At 46.4% G+C, this 17877-nt stretch carries 16 protein-coding genes; 6 read left to right on the plus strand and 10 right to left on the minus strand.

Annotation, left to right across the window (positions count from 1 at the left end; all coding sequences use genetic code 11):
- Positions 1-173: 173 nt before the first annotated feature.
- The 5 genes from IDJ77_RS06175 to IDJ77_RS06195 form a co-directional block, all read right to left on the minus strand.
- Complete coding sequence (locus IDJ77_RS06175; protein WP_191188069.1) at positions 174-917, minus strand: zinc ribbon domain-containing protein; 744 nt, start codon at positions 915-917, stop codon at positions 174-176.
- Positions 917-2014 carry a Nif3-like dinuclear metal center hexameric protein gene (locus IDJ77_RS06180; protein WP_191188070.1) on the minus strand — a complete coding sequence of 366 codons (1098 nt, stop codon included), beginning with the start codon at positions 2012-2014 and terminating at the stop codon, positions 917-919. The genes IDJ77_RS06175 and IDJ77_RS06180 overlap by 1 nt, the downstream gene beginning before the upstream one ends.
- A 525-nt stretch (positions 2015-2539) precedes the next feature.
- Positions 2540-2908: an NINE protein gene (locus tag IDJ77_RS06185; protein WP_191188071.1), complete on the minus strand. Its 369-nt coding sequence runs from the start codon at positions 2906-2908 to the stop codon at positions 2540-2542.
- A gap of 394 nt (positions 2909-3302) precedes the next feature.
- Positions 3303-3617 (minus strand): DUF2752 domain-containing protein, encoded by a 315-nt coding sequence (locus tag IDJ77_RS06190; RefSeq protein WP_224750993.1) that lies wholly within the window; start codon positions 3615-3617, stop codon positions 3303-3305.
- Positions 3610-4026: a DUF4199 domain-containing protein gene (locus tag IDJ77_RS06195; RefSeq protein WP_191188072.1), complete on the minus strand. Its 417-nt coding sequence runs from the start codon at positions 4024-4026 to the stop codon at positions 3610-3612. Before IDJ77_RS06195 ends, IDJ77_RS06190 begins: the two co-directional genes overlap by 8 nt.
- Before the next feature lie 158 nt (positions 4027-4184).
- Here IDJ77_RS06195 and mfd point away from each other — a divergent pair, with 158 nt between their 5' ends.
- Genes mfd through darG form a run of 3 tightly spaced genes read left to right on the plus strand, consistent with a single transcriptional unit; the run spans position 4185 to position 9263 of the window.
- Positions 4185-7535 carry a transcription-repair coupling factor gene (gene mfd / locus IDJ77_RS06200; RefSeq protein ID WP_191188073.1) on the plus strand — a complete coding sequence of 1117 codons (3351 nt, stop codon included), beginning with the start codon at positions 4185-4187 and terminating at the stop codon, positions 7533-7535.
- A 32-nt stretch (positions 7536-7567) separates the two neighbouring features.
- On the plus strand, positions 7568-8212 hold the full coding sequence (gene darT / locus IDJ77_RS06205; protein WP_191188074.1) for a type II toxin-antitoxin system toxin DNA ADP-ribosyl transferase DarT: 645 nt from the start codon (positions 7568-7570) through the stop codon (positions 8210-8212).
- Complete coding sequence (darG, locus tag IDJ77_RS06210; protein ID WP_191188075.1) at positions 8199-9263, plus strand: type II toxin-antitoxin system antitoxin DNA ADP-ribosyl glycohydrolase DarG; 1065 nt, start codon at positions 8199-8201, stop codon at positions 9261-9263. The genes darT and darG overlap by 14 nt, the downstream gene beginning before the upstream one ends.
- Positions 9264-9334: 71 nt before the next feature.
- Here darG and IDJ77_RS06215 read toward each other — a convergent pair whose 3' ends face one another.
- Together IDJ77_RS06215 and hpt are read right to left on the minus strand one after the other, a co-directional pair.
- Positions 9335-10102 carry a slipin family protein gene (locus tag IDJ77_RS06215; RefSeq protein ID WP_191188076.1) on the minus strand — a complete coding sequence of 256 codons (768 nt, stop codon included), beginning with the start codon at positions 10100-10102 and terminating at the stop codon, positions 9335-9337.
- Between the two features lie 213 nt (positions 10103-10315).
- Entirely contained in the window at positions 10316-10855 is a 540-nt protein-coding gene (gene hpt, locus IDJ77_RS06220) for a hypoxanthine phosphoribosyltransferase (RefSeq protein WP_191188077.1), read from the minus strand.
- A 436-nt stretch (positions 10856-11291) separates the two neighbouring features.
- Between hpt and IDJ77_RS06225 the strand changes: the two genes are divergently transcribed.
- Positions 11292-12524 (plus strand): M16 family metallopeptidase, encoded by a 1233-nt coding sequence (locus IDJ77_RS06225; protein ID WP_191188078.1) that lies wholly within the window; start codon positions 11292-11294, stop codon positions 12522-12524.
- 18 nt (positions 12525-12542) lie between these two features.
- Entirely contained in the window at positions 12543-13115 is a 573-nt protein-coding gene (gene def / locus IDJ77_RS06230; protein ID WP_191188079.1) for a peptide deformylase, read from the plus strand.
- A gap of 151 nt (positions 13116-13266) precedes the next feature.
- Here the strand turns inward: def and IDJ77_RS06235 are convergent, their stop codons facing one another.
- The 3 genes from IDJ77_RS06235 to IDJ77_RS06245 form a co-directional block, all read right to left on the minus strand.
- Positions 13267-13890 carry a hypothetical protein gene (locus tag IDJ77_RS06235; protein WP_191188080.1) on the minus strand — a complete coding sequence of 208 codons (624 nt, stop codon included), beginning with the start codon at positions 13888-13890 and terminating at the stop codon, positions 13267-13269.
- A gap of 109 nt (positions 13891-13999) precedes the next feature.
- Positions 14000-14278 carry a NifU family protein gene (locus tag IDJ77_RS06240; protein ID WP_191188081.1) on the minus strand — a complete coding sequence of 93 codons (279 nt, stop codon included), beginning with the start codon at positions 14276-14278 and terminating at the stop codon, positions 14000-14002.
- A gap of 27 nt (positions 14279-14305) precedes the next feature.
- Positions 14306-15394 (minus strand): Mrp/NBP35 family ATP-binding protein, encoded by a 1089-nt coding sequence (locus tag IDJ77_RS06245; protein WP_191188082.1) that lies wholly within the window; start codon positions 15392-15394, stop codon positions 14306-14308.
- 123 nt (positions 15395-15517) lie between these two features.
- Here IDJ77_RS06245 and IDJ77_RS06250 point away from each other — a divergent pair, with 123 nt between their 5' ends.
- Positions 15518-17779, plus strand: coding sequence for a biosynthetic peptidoglycan transglycosylase (locus tag IDJ77_RS06250; RefSeq protein WP_191188083.1), 2262 nt, complete (start codon positions 15518-15520; stop codon positions 17777-17779).
- Positions 17780-17877 lie beyond the last annotated feature (98 nt).

Below are 17877 nucleotides of genomic sequence, written 5' to 3' on the forward strand. Positions count from 1 at the left end.
TTGCTGTTTTGTTTATTGTTATTAACAATACAAAGGTGCAGCATGCAGCCATCCCGGTAAATGGATAAAGGGCGCAAGTACATGGATAGTTTTCCCTTGGAATAAATACCCGCCCACAAAAAAAGGCCCCATAGCTGGGGCCTTCTAAATATAAATTTATAGTTGGTTGCTTATTATGCGTTCTCTTCTTCCAAAGCCATTAGCTCATCAACCAGGATACGACCGCAGTGCTCGCAAACGATGATTTTTTTGCGCTGGCGTATATCCGACTGGCGTTGTGGCGGGATCTGGTTAAAGCAACCAGAGCAAGAATCGCGCTGAATGGTTACAACAGCCAGGCCATTTTTCGCGTTGCCGCGTAAACGGTTGTACGCAGTAAGCAAACGCTCTTCGATGTTCGGGATAGCTTTTTCTGCCAGGGCAGTTAGCTCGTTCTCTTCTTTTTCGGTTTCGGCGGTAATGGTGCCTAACTCGTCTTTTTTAGCATCTAAGTCTGCACGGCGTGCATCAAGGTCGGCCAGTGCTTTTTCGTAAATGGCCGTTTTTGAAGAAATTTCAAAACCAAACTCACGAATTTTTTTCTCACTTACTTGTATATCTAAACCCTGTATCTCAATTTCTTTGGAGATAGCATCGTATTCGCGGTTATTTTTAACCTCGTTTAACTGGGCCTCGTATTTTTTGGTGTTGGCTTGTGAGTCTTTGATGAGGTTCTTGCGGGTTACAATTTCGTCCTCAAGATCATCAAGCTCGTTTTTTATTTTTTGTATACGGGTTTCTAATCCGGCTACGTCATCTTCCAGATCGGCAACTTCCATAGGTAATTCACCACGTACCTGACGAATTTTATCAATTTTGGTGTGGATGGTTTGCAGGTCGTATAAAGCTTTAAGCTTTTGTTCTACGGTTTGTTCCATTAAATATAATATTTGACGGGGTTTGTATTCACTTTTGTTAAACGGACCGCAAAGTTAACAAATTTATTTTGAATAATTTCATACAATAATTGTTGCGTAAATTGCTCACTTTCAAAATGTCCAACGTCGGCGATCACTATCTTTCCCTCGGTATCAAAAAACTCGTGGTATTTGTAATCGGCGGTGATAAAAATGTCGGCACCGGCTGCTATCGCCTGCTTCAATAAAAACCCTCCCGAGCCACCGCAAACCGCTACTTTTTTAATGGGCTTGCCGGTAAATGCCGTGTGCCTGATAACGCTGGCGTTCATTTTTTCTTTTACGAAGGCTAAAAATGAGTCGGCATTTTTGGGGTTCTCCAGTTCGCCTATCATGCCGCTGCCCACCTGCTGGTGTTGGTTGGTGAGGGCATACAGGTCATAAGCCACTTCCTCGTAAGGGTGCGCTAATACGAGGGCCATAATAATTTTACTCTCCAGGTTGGCCGGGTAAATGCTTTCTATGCGGATCTCGTGCTCGCGGTGACGCTTGCCCGGCTCGCCTACAAAGGGGTTGGTGTGTTCGTTTCCTTTAAAGGTGCCAAAGCCCTCGGCATTAAAGCTTACTTCGCTGTAGTTGCCAATATTGCCGGCACCGGCGGCAAATAAGGCGCTGCGTACTTCCTCGGCCTGGGCAACGGGCACGTAGGTAACCAGTTTTTTAAGCAACTGATGTTTGGGTGCCAGGATGCGGCTGTTCTGCAAGCCAAGCGTTTCGCAAATGCGGGCGTTAACGCCCGTCATGATGTTGTCCAGGTTGGTATGGATGGCGTAGATAGCAATGTTGTGGCGAATGGCTTTCTCCACCACGCGCTCTACATAAGTTTTACCGTTGAACTTTTTTAAGCCTTTAAAAACAATAGGATGGTGCGATACGATCACCTGGCAGCCGGTGGCAATGGCCTCATCAACCACGGCCTCGGTGCAATCCAGCGAGATCAGCGCCTGATGCACCTCGGCATCGGGGTGGCCTACTATTAATCCCGAATTATCATATTCTTCCTGGTAGGCCAGCGGGGCCAGGCTTTCCAGGTAAGCGGTGAGCTGTGCTAATTTCATATAAGCTAAGGTAGTACAGGATTTGGGAGATTGGAAAGATTGGCGGGATTTTTTATTTGCGTAAACAATGTGGCGGGTTGACTCACCCCGAATGCGCTATCGCTGTTCGACCCTCTCTGCTCCGCAAAGAGGGTAAAAAAAAAGAAAAAAAAGAAAACTCCCCTCTTTCCGAAGGAGAGAGGGGCCGGGGGTGAGTCAAATCGCGTCGGTGCAAATCATGTTGCAAAGCAATTCACCAAGTTATAAAACCAACAAAGACCAAAACGCATATAATATTTTCTTTGGTGGGCCAATCGCCGCCGGGCCTCTCTGCCCTTCCCAATGCTTACATTCGTTTTGATCTACCGGGCTAATCGCCCGTCGTTTATTTATATCTATCAGGCTTTTTTAGCGCGGACAGATTTCAGGTCGCTCTTCAATAAATTCAGTAATTCTTTGTCGAAACGAACGGTTAGTTTATTTGCGGTTTTGTTCAGCGTTTTCATTGTAGTATGTGTATTAGTTTGGTTGATGATGATGTGTTAATTATTCCTGAACGGCCATTTTGGTGATCTGGAAGCTTTCGTAAGCCATTTTCTGGTTGTACTCGGTAGCAATGTTGCGATGGTTCACCAGGTCTACAATGGTACCGATGCCGCAGAAGCCGCCGGTTATCAGGAAGAATATACCCATTACCGTTTGCCCTGTTATAAAGCGCTGCACGCCGGCAATACAAATAAAACCAAGCAGCGTAAAGATCAGTATCTCCTGCGGGCTGCGCCTTTTACCGGAGTAAACCATGTAAAAGTATTGCTTCTGTTTTTCTGAAAGCGCGTTTGTGGCCTGTTGCAGAAAACCCATTTCTTCGGATGTCATATCCGAGAAAGTCATATAAGGATCTTGATACATGTTCATTTTCTTAATTTTTTAATTGTTTGTGATGATTTATGATGTAAAACTACATCCAAACACAAAAAACGCCAATACAAAGTTGGCGGCCTGTAATAAACTATCGGTAAACAAGGTGAATTTTGCGGTGAAGTGGGGGTGATTTTTTTGCCGGTTGGCGGGGATGTCGGTGAGTGAATGCGCAGAGTTCAATCGCGTGGTTATTTAACTCCCCCCGACGGTACTATCGTGCGTCGCCCCTGCTACCTACGGTAAAAAGGCTTAAGAAAGAGCCTCACCTAAACGGCGAAGCCCTCACGAAATAATCCTCTCCAAAGGAGAGGACTTGAACGTCTATGGAGAACCCTCTCCTTTGGAGAGGGCAGGGTGAGGCTGGATTAATCAACTCGCCACGAGCAGTTTAGAGTTCGCTATGACTGTTTTCTATCTTCCCCAAATAATTCACCGGCCTTGCCAGGGTATATATCCGGTAAAAGATACCCAGCGCCGCAGGGATCCCCAGCCAGTGCGCATGAAAAGAGTTGATAATATCGCCGCGGAATAGCCAGGAGATAGAATGCCCCAGCCCGCAGCCGGGGCACCATGTAAAACCCATGGCCTTGAATGGACACAGGCTAAAATGCGAATGGTTTGCCGGGTTGTTAAACGCCAGGCAAACCATTGCTGTTATCCAGAATACAAGTTCGAAGTACTTATTAAAAAGCTTTTTAATCAACTTTGTTGCTCTTGGTTGTGAGCAATAAAGATACGCCAAAAGCCATAATTACACCAACCAGCAGCGCGCCAAAAATACGACCGCTAAAGCTTTGGAAGGTGGTATCCTGAGAACCCGGGTTGCCCCAGTTAATAAATACAATACCTGCAAAAATAGCCAGGGCACCGCCAACCAGCAATATTTTAAAGCTTTGTATCAGCGCTTCCAAAAAGCCCATATTGCCTTTCAGCTCGCCATCGCGAAAGTTTCTGACGCCGAAATAAAGGCCTACCAGGGGTATTAATATCGATGCGTACTCTATAGGAGACGCTTTACTATCGGTAAGGTTGTATCCCGTTGCACGCATTACAAAAAGCCATATCAGGCTTAAAACGCCTATTAATATTCCGAAAATTACTGAGTTCTTCATGGTCGTATAAAGTTTAGTATCTGAGTTAAAATTTTGATTCGCGGCATAAAAAGCGAAATATCATTTAAAAGTAAACAATGCCTGCTTTTGTTTGCTTTAATTTCTGATAATTATGCGGCGGAGACAAAAACGCCTTTTTTAGCTATATTTGCACTGCTTTGAATATCCGCGATATATTAGATAGGTATAAGGCCGACGAACGGATAAAGGCATTGGCGCAGGCGCTTAATGCCGGTAAAAATCCGAGAGTTCAGCTGAGGGGGTTAGTCGGATCGGGCGATGCGGCCATGGCGGCAGCATTGTATTTTTTGCAGCACAAGCATATGATCTTCGTACTGCCCGAGCGCGAAGAGGCCTCCTACTTCCAGGCTGATCTGGAAAACCTCACCGGTAAAGAAGCCCTGCTTTTCCCTTCCTCCTACCGAAAACCATTTGAATTTACCCAGCCCGATAGCAGCAATGTTTTGGCCCGCGCCGAAGTATTGAACGAATTAAACCATTCATCGGAGTTTGGACAGCTGATTGTTACCTACCCCGAAGCTATTGCCGAAAAAGTGATAGACCGCGCCTCGCTGGAAAAGAACACGCTGGAGATCTCGGTAAACAATAAGCTGAGCATCGAATTTATCAGCGAGTTTTTGGTGGAGTACGATTTCGACCGCGTTGATTTCGTATACGAGCCGGGGCAATTCTCCGTACGTGGCGGTATTGTGGATATCTTCTCTTTCTCGCACGATCTGCCTTACCGGGTGGAGTTCTTCGGAGATTTTATCGAGTCGATCCGCACGTTTGAGATAGAAAGCCAGCTCTCCGCCGAAAAAGTAAAGAACATTACCATTGTACCTAATGTGCAATCTAAATTCCTAACAGAGAATAACATTTCTTTGTTGGAATATGTGGATGCCGGTACACAGGTGTGGATAAAGGATGTACAGTTTACGCTGGATATCATCCAAACCGGCCACAAAAAGGCAACCGCCTTGTGGAAGGCCCTCTCCGCAGAAGAGAAAAATCAGAACCCCGACTGGATAGATCCCAAGTTTAGTTTTACCGACGAAAAACTGATTGCCGACCAGCTGCACGATTTCCCGCTGGTGGAATTTGGCAAACAGTTCTTTTATCACGACGCCGCGCAGATCATGTTTGATATGCGCCCGCAGCCATCGTTCAATAAAGACTTTAGCCTGCTCATCCATAATTTTAAGAACAACGAGGCGGAGAAGATTGAGAACTATATCCTTACCGATTCTTCCCGCCAGGTAGAACGGCTTTACGCTATTTTGGATGACCTGGATAAAACGGTAAAGTTCACCCCACTGAGCGTGTCCATCCGCGAAGGTTTTATCGATAAGGAACAAAAACTCGCCTGCTACACCGATCATCAGATCTTCGACCGTTACTATAAATACAAGCTCAAAAAAGGCTACCAGCGCTCGCAGGCTATTACGCTGAAGGAGTTGCGCGAACTGAAACCTGGCGATTTTATCACCCATATAGACCACGGCATCGGCAAATACGCCGGGCTGGAAAAGGTGGAGGTAAATGGCAAGGTGCAGGAGATGATCAGGCTGATTTACGCCGATAACGACCTGCTGTACGTCAACATCAACTCGCTAAACCGCATCAGCAAATACAGCGGCAAAGAGGGCACGCAGCCACGCATGAACAAGCTGGGCACCGATACCTGGGAACGGCTGAAGAAAACAACAAAAAAAAAAGTTAAGGATATAGCCCGCGATCTCATTAAGCTTTACGCCCTGCGTAAGGCCCAGGATGGGAACGCCTTTTCGCCGGATAGCTACCTGCAAACCGAGCTGGAAGCATCCTTTTTATACGAGGATACGCCTGATCAGGAAAAAGCCACAACAGATTTTAAAAAGGATATGGAATCGCCACACCCGATGGACCGCCTCATTTGCGGCGACGTTGGGTTTGGCAAAACAGAGATAGCCGTCCGCGCTGCGTTTAAGGCCGTTGCAGATAGCAAGCAGGTGGCCATCCTGGTGCCTACCACTATCCTTGCCGCCCAGCATTATAAAACGTTTAGCGACCGCCTGAAGGGTTTCCCGGCAAACATCGATTACATCAATCGTTTTAAAACAAGCAAACAGATCAAAGATACCCTTGCCAAGCTAAAAGATGGCAAGGTGGATATCATCATCGGCACGCACCGTTTGGTGAGCAAGGATGTGAAGTTTAAGGACCTGGGGCTGATGATCATTGATGAGGAACAGAAGTTTGGCGTAACCGTTAAGGAAAAGCTGAAACAGATGCGCGCCAATGTGGATACGCTGACGCTAACCGCAACACCTATCCCGCGTACGCTGCACTTTTCACTGATGGGCGCGCGCGATCTTTCCATTATCTCCACTCCGCCGCCAAACCGCCAGCCGGTAGTGACCGAGCTGCATGTTTTTAATGATAAGCTGATTAAAGAAGCCGTAGAGCACGAGATAGAGCGCGACGGGCAGGTGTTCTTTATCCACAACCGCGTTGCCGACCTGCCGCAATTAGGCGGCATGATCCATAAGCTGGTGCCAAAAGCCCGCATTGGCATTGCCCACGGGCAGCTGGAAGGCGACGCGCTGGAAGATGTGATGCTGAAATTTGTGAACCACGAGTACGATGTGCTGGTGGCCACTACCATTATCGAGGCAGGTTTGGATATCCCGAATGCTAATACCATCATCATCAACTACGCCCACATGTTCGGCCTGAGCGACCTGCACCAGATGCGCGGCCGCGTTGGGCGGAGCAATAAAAAAGCTTATTGTTATTTGCTGAGTCCGCCCCTATCTACTTTAACCAACGAGGCACGCAAGCGCCTCAGCGCCATAGAAGAATTTAGTGACCTGGGCAGCGGCTTCAATGTAGCCATGCGCGATTTGGATATCCGCGGCAGCGGTAACCTGCTGGGTGCCGAGCAAAGCGGTTTCATCGCCGAAATTGGCTTTGAAATGTACCACAAGATATTGGACGAAGCCATACAGGAGCTGAAGGAAGACGAATTTAAAGGCGTGTTCCCGGATGAAAAGCCAAAGCCATTTATCACCTTTACCCAGATAGATACCGACCAGGAGATCCTGATTCCCGACGAATACGTAACCAGCATAGCCGAGCGCTATAACCTGTATACCGAACTCTCCAAACTCGAGAACGAAACCGAGCTGGAAGCTTTTAAACAGCAATTGCACGATCGCTTTGGCCCGATACCGCTACAAGTGAACGATCTGCTGAACTCCATGCGCCTGCAATGGCTGGGTAAAACTATCGGTTTTGAAAAAGTATCACTCAAAAACAATGTGCTTCGCGGCTATTTCATCACCAACCAGCAGTCCGCCTATTTCGAAAGCGATGCCTTCCGCGAAGTGCTTAACTTTGTACAGCGCAACCCACGCCGCACCAATTTGAAGGAGGTGAAAAACACGCTAAGGTTGAGCGTGGATAGAGTTGGGAATATTAACGAGGCGCTGGAGGTTTTGGAGGAGTTGCTGGTGGTTGGGGTGTAGGGAATTATGTAAAATATATTTACTTTAGATGAATGAGTTTGCCTGGTAAAATTTGGTTATATAGAATAACACATATCCATAATTTACTATATATTCTCCAAAATGGAATTTACACGAGCACTTCCCCACATTTTGATCCTAACTACAAAAACATTGGCGATTCCTCTCTAATTAACTACCGTAAAGGCTTAGACGCCTGCGATCCCCCGGGTGGAAAGCTGTCAGAGTATGTCCCTTTTTATCTCGGGCCAAGGTCGCCAATGCTATATCAAATTGCGAGAGGCTATGAAGATATTCCCAAGCACGCTCAAGAAGATATCGTATATTTAATATCATCGGTGGATCAAGTTGAAGCACATAACCTTAGCTATTTCTTTACCGATGGACATGCCCGCAGTGACACATCAGCCTACTACAATAAAAAGGAAGATTTTGATAGATTGGATTGGGATACGATTTATAGCACCCATTGGATAAGTGACGAGACTGATCTTCGAAGAAAGAGTAAAAAGCAATCGGAGCTTTTGGTTAAAGAACATTTGCCGATTACAGCGGTTGATTACATTGGCGTTTTTAATAAGACGGCAGAACAAAAAGTATCCGATTTGCTTGCAGAAGCGGATTTAAATATCAATATTAGAATATCGCCGGCCAAATTGTTTTATGATCATTTATAAAGAAGGAAATATACTTGACGCAAAAGCGGATGCGCTTGTCAATACCGTTAACACCGTCGGTGTGATGGGTAAGGGCATCGCATTGCAGTTTAAATATGCCTTCCCCGAAAATTATAAAATTTACAAACAGGCTTCTGAACGAAATGAAATTGCCGTTGGTAAGGTCCAGGTTGTTCCGGTAAACGATTTAAACGGTGTAAAATTCATCATCAATTTTCCCACTAAACAGCATTGGCGTAATCCATCAAAACTGCAATGGATTAAAGACGGATTAAAGGACCTGCACGACCAAATCAGCAACTACGATATAAAGTCAATCGCCCTTCCACCTCTGGGTTGTGGCAATGGCGGCTTAGACTGGAATGTCGTAAAGCCAATTATTGAACAGTCTTTGTCTGATATGACTATTGACGTGCTTGTTTATGAGCCAAATGCTTTGATAAAAGAAGCGTTAAAAAAAGAGGATAAGATTATTGCAGCCAAACTTACGCCCGCCCGTGCAATGCTTTTAACTCTGCTTTATCAGTATAGGGCCTTAGGGGAGTTTGCAAGTGAATTTGCCGCTGTAAAGCTTGGTTATTTTTTGCAACGATTTGGAGAGACGCAGCTAAGATTAACTTTTATCAAAGGAGCTTATGGGCCGTATTCCAATGAAGTTAGATTCGTACTCTTTGCATTAAATGGCTATTACATTAAAGGCTACGAGCAGATGGATACCAAGCCTTTTGAGGTTTTAGAACTTGTTCCCGCAAAAAAAGACGAAGTAAAAAAATATATTGATTCTTCCACGACACCGGATGAAAAAGTCCGGCTTAACCAAGTTGCTGAATTCATACAGGGGTTTGAATCTCCGTATGGTTTAGAATTATTGGCCACTGTTGACTATTCTATTAACCAAACAAAATCTTATCATTTAGAAACGATAAAAGAAGAAGTTAAAAACTGGTCGTTTAGAAAAGAAAATCTTTTCCCGGCTAATCACATCGAATTAGCGATTAATCATTTAACTAAATACAAATCTGCTCTCTATAGCGGACTAACTATCAATTAACACCCGTCTGTGTTTCAATCTTGTAGAAACAGTCACCCGGCAATAACCTGGCGACTGCATAAAACACCTAATTAATTCTCTGTCGTCTTCTTCCCCACCATCTCCGTAAAGCTCCTTGCGGCATTGGTAAAATCGGACGGTACCAGTACAATGGTGGTGGTATTATTGTCGATGCCTATTTCGGAGAGCATTTGCATGCGGCGCAACTCTAAAGCTATCGGGCTTGCTTCCATTTGCTTGGCGCCCTGGGTAAGTTTGATGGATGCTTCCAGCTCCGCTTCGGCTTTAATGATACGGGCGCGTTTCTCGCGGATGGCTTCCGCTTCGCGGGCCATAGCACGCTGCATCGATTCGGGGATCTCTACATCCTTCATCTCCACCATTACAATTTTAATACCCCAAGGCTCGGTGGCGGCATCTACTATTTTTTGCATGGTGGCGTTGATCTGCTCGCGTTCGCGCAAAACCTCATCCAAATGGTGCTGACCGATAATGTTACGCAGCGCAGTAACCGCAAACTGGTAAACGGCCATGTTGTAGTTGGCCACTTTAATAATGGCGTCTTCCGGGTTGATGACCTTGAACCAGAGCACGGCGTTCACCTTAATGGTTACGCTGTCTTTGGTGATGGTCTCCTGTTGCTCCAGGTCTACCGTGCGGGTGCGGATATCCACGGTTATCTGCCTGTCGATAAAGGGGATAATAAAATAAAGCCCGGGGCCTGCTGTGCGGCTGTAGCGGCCCAAACGGAAAACAATAGCGCGTTGATACTCCTGTGCAATGTGCGCACTAATTCCTATCAGCACAATGGCGATAGCTAATCCAATAAGTAAATACATGATTTTTATTTGTTAAATTTTATCGCCTGCCTGTAGGTTCCGGGGAGGGTTTTTGGGACGATCGGGGAAGATATCCGGTATGCGATTTGCGCGGTAAATGTAGCGTAGATTTTGATATCTGCAAAAAATATTTTAGGCGCGATTCGGCGGCAAGATGCCCCGCAATAATCGTCACTCGACAAGAGACGAGCGACGGCATAACAATTAATCCTTTTAAGCCTTCTTCCTATATATCCCCTTCAAATTCCTGCCCATTTCCCGGTAATCTAATCCATAGCCTACTACAAAGTCATTCGGGATCTGGAAGGCTACGTAGCGCAACTCTTCAATACTGTACACAACGGCATCGGGTTTAAACAACAGGGATACAACGGTGATGGAGGCCGGTTCGCGCACCATTAGTTTTTGAATAAGGTAGCGGATGGTGTTGCCCGTATCGATGATATCTTCCACCAATATCACATCCCGGCCTTTTATATCGCCCGAAAGGTCAAAATCGTCGCGGATGGTTTGCGTGCTGCTTACGCCGCCGAAATAGGAGGCGAGCTTGGTAAAGGTAACCTGGCAGGGCAAGGTTATTTCTTTCAGCAAATCGGCAAAAAACATAAAACTGCCGTTGAGTATGCCTACAAATATGGGTTCCTTATCTTCAAAATCGTTGTTTATATCCTGTGCAACTTCGGCGATGCGTTGTTGTATCTGCTCGTAGGAAATCAGCGGCTCAAACTCCAGATCGGCTATTTGTAGTTTCATCTCACTAAAATAAAATAAATATGTATACCAAGGTGTAAAATTATCGTCAGGATAAAAAATTATTACCTGTGCTATTTAAGGGTGAGGCTGATTTGTAGCAAGGGGGGCCGCGCTAATAAGGAGGTTGCGTTTGGCGGGATATAGACGCTAAAACTTGATTGTTAGAAACATAGCGCAAATGTCCGCACCGCGAGTTGACTCACCCCTGCCTACCGGCAGGCAGGCCCTGCCCCCTCTCTCCTTCGGAAAGACGGGATTCTTTTTTCACCCTCTTTCCGAAGGAGAGAGGGTCGACAAGCGATAGCGATGTCGGGGTGAGTCAAATGTGCGAGCGACCAGAAACGAATTCAAATTTTGCGTCATCCCCGGGTTAAAACCATCCCTAACTTGCACAACAACAGCTTACAACCAGGATAAACACTATCTTTGCGCCTTAATGACAGACCACCAGATCCACGCCCTGCCCAACGGCATCCGCATATTATTTAAACATTCGCCATCGCCTATTACCCATTGCTGCTTTGTGCTTAACGCCGGCTCGCGCGATGAAACGCCAAGCAAAGAAGGTTTGGCGCACTTTATCGAACACCTGCTGTTTAAGGAAACCGAGCGCCGCAGCACCAACCAGATCCTTAACCGGCTGGAGCTGGTGGGTGCCGACCTGAACGCCTATACCACCAAAGAGTACACCTGCATCCATGCATCTTTACTAAAACAGCATTTGGAGCGCGCGGTAGATCTTTTTGAGGACATCCTCTTCCACTCTACCTTCCCCGAGGAGGAAATGGAGAAAGAGCGCGGGGTAATACTGGACGAGATCTCCAGCTACCTGGACCAGCCCGAAGAAGCCATTCAGGACGATTTTGAGGAGCTTTTGTTTAAAGGGCACCCCATAGGCAACAATATACTGGGCACGCCCGAAAGCGTTGCCGCCATCAACGGGGAGGATATTAAACAATTCATGCTCGCCAATAACAACACGCACCAAATGGTATTTGCCGTGTATGGCGATTACGATTTTAAGAAGCTGGTAAAGCTTTGCGAAAAGTATTTTGGCGGCGTGCCCGAGAATACCAATCAAAAGAACCGTATTGCGCCTTCACCGATAAAGGGCGGGCACCATATTATCCAAAAGCCCATCTCGCAAACGCATTGCGTACTGGGCAGCCGCGCCTACCCATCGGCACATCAAAATAAATATGGCTTGCTGCTGCTCAACAACCTGCTGGGCGGCATGGGCATGAGCAACCGCCTTAACCTGGAGATCCGCGAGAAATACGGCATCGCGTACACCATCGAGAGCAATTACACTTCGCTTACCGATACGGGCATCTTTTCCATTTACTTTGGTACTGATGCCGAGAAAGCAGAGAAAGCGCTTAAGCTGGTGCATAAGGAATTAAAAAAGCTGCGCGATAATACCATCGGTACCATCCAGCTGAAGCAGGCCAAGGAGAAATTTATAGGGCAGATAGCACTGGCCGAAGAAAGCCGTATGAGCCTCATCATCAGTATGGCCAAAAGCCTGCTCGATTTTAACCACATCGATTCGCTGGAGGATATCTTCGCTAAAATAAATGCCGTTACGGCCGAACAATTATTAGAAATAAGCAATGAAATTTTTGATAATGACGGTATGATAACCTTATTATTTGAGCCTAAACAGTAAATCCCTTATTTTTGCATAATGAAATATCCTATTCTAGCATACGGCGACCCGGTTTTGAGGCGTAAAGCGCCCTCTATCGAGCCGGATGAGTACCCGCATATAAAAGAACTGGTTACCAACATGTACGAAACCATGTACGCGGCACGCGGCGTAGGCCTGGCTGCCCCGCAGATAGGCATGAGCATGCGTTTGTTTGTGGTGGATGTATCTCCGTTTGATGATGAAGAACCGGAATTGGCCGGCTTTAAAAAAGCATTCATTAATGCTACTATATTGGAAGAAACCGGCACCGAGTGGAACTTTAACGAAGGCTGCCTCAGCATCCCCGATATCCGCGAGGATGTATCACGTAAGCCGGTTATCCGCATGAGTTACTACGACGAGAACTGGAAACACCACGAAGCTACCTTTAAAGGTATGGCCGCCCGTGTGATACAACACGAGTACGACCATATAGAAGGCAAATTGTTCACCGATAAGCTGAGCCCCCTGCGCAAGCGCATGATAGAGAAAAAACTGAACGATATTTCTAAGGGAGCCGTTGATGTGGATTACCGCATGAAGTTCCCCGACGCGAAGAAAGGGAGGTAGAGGTTAGTTGATTAGAGGTTAGGAACCCCGGATCGACCACTGACCGATATAAAACAAGAAAGCCACGATACATCGTGGCTTTCTTGTTTTATAAATATTTTATTCTTTCTAATCTCTACTTAACTAACCTGTAATCTCCAGCCTCTTACCCCTAATTCCCCTTCTTGTCCCCATCCGTAATGGATTTGATGAGGCTACCCCAGGCAAGCGGGTTGAGGAGCGGGTTGGTGATGGAATGCGAGTTAACCAGGTTTGTATGCATTTGCGACGCATTGGCCGATTGGATCTCCTGCCCGTCGCGCGGCAGCGAGGTTGTTAGCGCGGCAAGCGATGCGCGGCTGATGTTCTTGCGGGCTATCTCCAGGTCGTCGTCGGCCAGTTTTGCGGTTACAAAATCGCGGCGGAACTCGTCCGTAGTGGCCCATGGGAACACCCGGAACACCGGCAGGTTAATAATCTGTGGTTTTATTTTTATTTGCGTGGTGTAGCTTTTGTTGGCCAGGTTTGCCGGGATAACAACCGTTAGGGGCGCATAACCCACCGCGGTAAAGCTAATGGTATCCTGCTCGTGCACTACAAAAGAAAAGTAGCCGTTGTAGCTGGCAATAACCGCCGCGTTATGGTAGCTTTTATTGCTGATACTTACGTATGGCACCACCACATTGGCGCTATCGGCATTGTAAATAACGCCGGTAAACTGCACCAAAGGTTTTTCCTTTTGGGCGAATGCCGAAAGCGATACCAACAAAAATAATATGCCTATTAACTTCTTCATTTATCTTGCGCGTATTATACTACCTGGCCTGCTTTATATTGTTTTAAAAACGGGCAGGTAAAAATACATTATTCATTTAAAGCGAATTGCTATTTAACAATTCTTAACACTACCGTAAATTCTCCGGAAGCACAGCATTGGGGTCGTCAATGTCTGTTAGGTTTACAGCTTCAACACCCGTAATTTCGGGTACGGCTTTTTTAATGGCCTGTTCAATTCCCGCTTTCAGCGTCATGATGCTCATGGGGCACGATCCGCACGAGCCTAACAGCTTCAGTTTAACAACATTTTCAGGCGTTATTTCTTCCACAGAAACGTTACCGCCATCGGCCTCCAAATAAGGGCGAATGGTATCTAACGCTGCTTCAACCTGATCTACTAAACTCATTTTTACTAATTTATATACGTAAAGTTATTAATTATTTGCAACATTCATAACATTTGCTTTTTCGGCATTTGCTATAGATACCTGCTGCGCTACCCTGCGGGCCATTTCCATAAAGGCAATGCTCATGCCGCCCTCTTCTTCCAATACAATTGGCTTACCGGCGTCGCCGCTATCGCTTATGCCTTTTATTAACGGAATTTCGCCTAAAAATGGCACATCAAGAGTTTGCGCCAGTTTTTGGCCGCCGCCTTGTCCAAATATATAGTACTTGTTATCTGGCAGTTCGGCAGGGGTAAAATAGCTCATGTTTTCCACAATGCCCAGTATCGGCACATTAATGGCATTCATCATAAACATGCCTATCCCCTTTTTGGCATCGGCCAGGGCCACATTCTGCGGCGTGGTTACAATAACCGCCCCCGTAACCGGGAAACTCTGCGTAACCGTTATGTGGATATCGCCGGTGCCCGGCGGCAGATCTATCACCAAATAATCCAGTTCGCCCCAGTCGGCATCGTTAAACAGCTGCTTTACCGCGGTTGATACCATTGGCCCGCGCCATGGCACCGGTTGATTGGGATCTGTAAAGAAACCTATGGATAGCAGTTTAATGCCGTATTTCTCTATCGGTTCAATGCGTGTTTTTCCGTTTACGTTGCTGGCCAGCGGCCTGGCACCTTCCAGCCCGAACATGATGGGGATGGATGGGCCGTAAATATCGGCGTCTATTAAACCAACTTTAGCCCCGGTTTTTGCCAAAGCCAGCGCCAGGTTTACCGATACGGTAGATTTACCCACGCCGCCCTTGCCCGATGCTACCGCGATGATGTTCTTCACCCCAGGTACGCCGGTGTTTTTTTGCGAGGTTACGCGCGAGGTCATGTTGATGCTTACCTCAATATCCTTACTGATGAAGTGCTTGATGGCGTTGCGGCAGGCATTCTCTATCAGTGCCTTTAAGGGGCAGGCCGGGGTGGTTAGTATTACCGAAAAGCTTAATTTGCTGCCATCGATAACAATATCCTGTATCATATTAAGCGTCACCAGGTCCTTTTTAAGGTCGGGTTCCTCTACGTTGCCGAGGGCTTGTAATACTTGTTGCTGGGTAATTTCCATATTTATCTGTGTACAAAAATACGAAAACAGGGAGCGTGTAGCGTTTGTTAAGAAAAACAATTTGCTGTAACTAAGCGTTGCAGCGCATTATATTTAGTTTAGTTTTGAAATAAAATTTCTCAAATGCGCCGTATCCATCCTAAATATATCCGTATTGCAGGTATTGTAGTTGCTGTTTTAGTGGTTCTCCTGCTTATCGGTGGTGTTGTTGCCTATTCCAAGCGGGAAGCTATCCTGCAATCTGCTATCAGCAAAGCTAAAGCAAAAGCAAAAAGGGATTATAATTTAGATGTAAAAATAGGTTCGGCACGTTTTACAGGGCTGGCCACCGTGGCTTTTACCGATATATCTGTAGTGCCTTACCAGCGCGATAGCCTCCTGTCTGTCAAAACGTTCAGCGTAAGTGTTAAGATCCTCCCTATCATTTTTGGTACTATTAAGCTGGGCGATGTGGTGCTGCAAAACGGCCATCTGAACCTTACCAGCAAAAAGGGCGTTAAAAACTTCGATTTTCTGTTCAAAAAGAAAAAAGACAGTACCCAAACCAGCCATAAACTAAACCTGGCGGACCTTACCGACAACCTCATTAACGAGGTGCTTTATAAGATCCCGGATAATCTTTCGCTTAATAACTTCCTGGTATCGGGTGCCGACGATAGCACCCGCATTACCATGCTGGCCAAATCGGCCGTTATTAAAGAAGGCCAGCTTAGCTCAACCATTTTGGTGAACGATGGGTTGGCGGCTTCTACCTGGCACTTTGATGGTAAAATGCACCCCTCAGATAAAGATATCGATATACGCCTGTATGCCGACGGCAAAAAAGTAGAGTTGCCCATCATCGAGAAGAAATTTAAGGTGAGACTGAATTTTGATACGCTGACCACCAAGCTTACCAAAGTAAAAAGCAGCGACGGCGAGACACAGATCTTTACCTATTGTGCCGTGCGTAATTTGCTGATAAACCATGCCGGCCTCTCCACCAAAGATATTGTGGTGCCCAATGGGTCGATAGATGCCAACTTTTTTGTGGGCGCTAACTATTTATCGCTTGATAGTTCTTCGGTTATCCATTTAAAAAAGATCACCGCCAACCCTTTCCTTAAGTATACGCTAAACCCGGTTAAGATCTATGAGATGAAGATCCACACCGGCTGGGTGAACGCGCAGGATGTTTTTGATTCGTTCCCTACCGGGATGTTCGAATCGCTGGAAGGGATGCAGGTTGCCGGGAAGCTGAACTACAACCTCAACTTCTTTATGAACTCGGCCCATGTAGACGACCTGCTGTTTGATTCGCGGCTGGATAACCAGGGCTTCCGTATTGTTAAATTTGGCAAAACCGATTTCAACAAGCTGAATAAAACATTCGTATACACGCCTTATGAAAACGGCAAACCCATGTCGCCGCATACTATCGGCCCCGAAAACCCGGAGTTTACGCCCCTGGAAGATATCTCGCCAGATCTGCGCAACGCGGTAATGACGGCCGAAGACCCCTCCTTTTACCGTAACAAGGGTTTTGTGGATGAATCTATCCGTAAATCCCTGGCTACAGATTTTAAGACCAAGAAATTTACCCGCGGCGGCAGCACCATATCCATGCAGCTGATCAAGAACGCGTTTTTGGTGCGGAGTAAAACCCTGTCGCGCAAAATAGAAGAGATTCTTATTGTGTGGATCATCGAGAACACCCGCCTGATGAGCAAGAACCGCATGCTGGAGGTGTATTTTAACATTATAGAGTGGGGCCGCAATATTTATGGTATCGGCGAAGCCTCGCATTACTATTTCGGCAAATCGCCATCGGAACTTACGCTCGGCGAGAGTATTTTCCTGGCCAGTATAGTACCCCGCCCAAAAGCCGGGCTATACTCCTTCCAGCCCGACGGCACACTACGGCCAGGGCTACACGGATACTTTAACCTTATTGGCCGGCTGATGGCAGGCAAAGGCCTTACCCAGCGGGATACCAACGCCTATGGCTTTTACAGTGTGAGACTGAAAGAGAGCCTGCGCAGGCAAATGGCGCCTATAGATACAGCGGTTGTTGATAGCCTGATGCAACAGGGCGGCGAAAATACCGGCGTGGGTGTAGAAGCACCCGTATACGAAGAGCCAAAACGACCAAATTTCTTCCAGCGGCTATTAGGTAAAAAGGATACCAGCCAGGCCGCCAAGGTAGAAGAGAAGATAAAAGAAACCAACGAGATGATAAAAACCCGCATCAAACAAGAAATTGAAGCGATGAAAACGGACTATAAACTCAAGATGGATAACGTAGATACCGCCGGGCGCACCAAAAAAGAGGTGAAGGAGGAAAAGAAACGGCTGAAGCAGGAGATGAAGGATAAGGAAAAAGAAATGAAAAGCCGGATGCCGTAAGGCGGTATTGTCATCTTAAACTATAATTGACTACCATATTAGTCGCCTTTACTTAAGGGTGACGAATTTAAATGTTTAAACACTCATTTTTGAGCAAC

It is taken from the genome of Mucilaginibacter pankratovii, assembly GCF_014773265.1.
Lineage (GTDB): Bacteria > Bacteroidota > Bacteroidia > Sphingobacteriales > Sphingobacteriaceae > Mucilaginibacter > Mucilaginibacter pankratovii.

Excerpts from the sequence above, each read along its gene's own strand:
- IDJ77_RS06225 (WP_191188078.1), top strand. The coding sequence starts at position 11,292 with ATGACAGACCACCAGATCCACGCCCTGCCCAACGGCATCCGCATATTA.
- IDJ77_RS06185 (WP_191188071.1), bottom strand. The coding sequence starts at position 2,908 with ATGAACATGTATCAAGATCCTTATATGACTTTCTCGGATATGACATCC.
- darG (WP_191188075.1), top strand. The coding sequence starts at position 8,199 with ATGATCATTTATAAAGAAGGAAATATACTTGACGCAAAAGCGGATGCG.
- IDJ77_RS06215 (WP_191188076.1), bottom strand. The coding sequence starts at position 10,102 with ATGTATTTACTTATTGGATTAGCTATCGCCATTGTGCTGATAGGAATT.
- IDJ77_RS06175 (WP_191188069.1), bottom strand. The coding sequence starts at position 917 with ATGGAACAAACCGTAGAACAAAAGCTTAAAGCTTTATACGACCTGCAA.
- def (WP_191188079.1), top strand. The coding sequence starts at position 12,543 with ATGAAATATCCTATTCTAGCATACGGCGACCCGGTTTTGAGGCGTAAA.
- IDJ77_RS06235 (WP_191188080.1), bottom strand. The coding sequence starts at position 13,890 with ATGAAGAAGTTAATAGGCATATTATTTTTGTTGGTATCGCTTTCGGCA.
- IDJ77_RS06195 (WP_191188072.1), bottom strand. The coding sequence starts at position 4,026 with ATGAAGAACTCAGTAATTTTCGGAATATTAATAGGCGTTTTAAGCCTG.
- IDJ77_RS06245 (WP_191188082.1), bottom strand. The coding sequence starts at position 15,394 with ATGGAAATTACCCAGCAACAAGTATTACAAGCCCTCGGCAACGTAGAG.
- IDJ77_RS06240 (WP_191188081.1), bottom strand. The coding sequence starts at position 14,278 with ATGAGTTTAGTAGATCAGGTTGAAGCAGCGTTAGATACCATTCGCCCT.
- IDJ77_RS06180 (WP_191188070.1), bottom strand. The coding sequence starts at position 2,014 with ATGAAATTAGCACAGCTCACCGCTTACCTGGAAAGCCTGGCCCCGCTG.
- hpt (WP_191188077.1), bottom strand. The coding sequence starts at position 10,855 with ATGAAACTACAAATAGCCGATCTGGAGTTTGAGCCGCTGATTTCCTAC.
- IDJ77_RS06250 (WP_191188083.1), top strand. The coding sequence starts at position 15,518 with ATGCGCCGTATCCATCCTAAATATATCCGTATTGCAGGTATTGTAGTT.
- darT (WP_191188074.1), top strand. The coding sequence starts at position 7,568 with ATGAGTTTGCCTGGTAAAATTTGGTTATATAGAATAACACATATCCAT.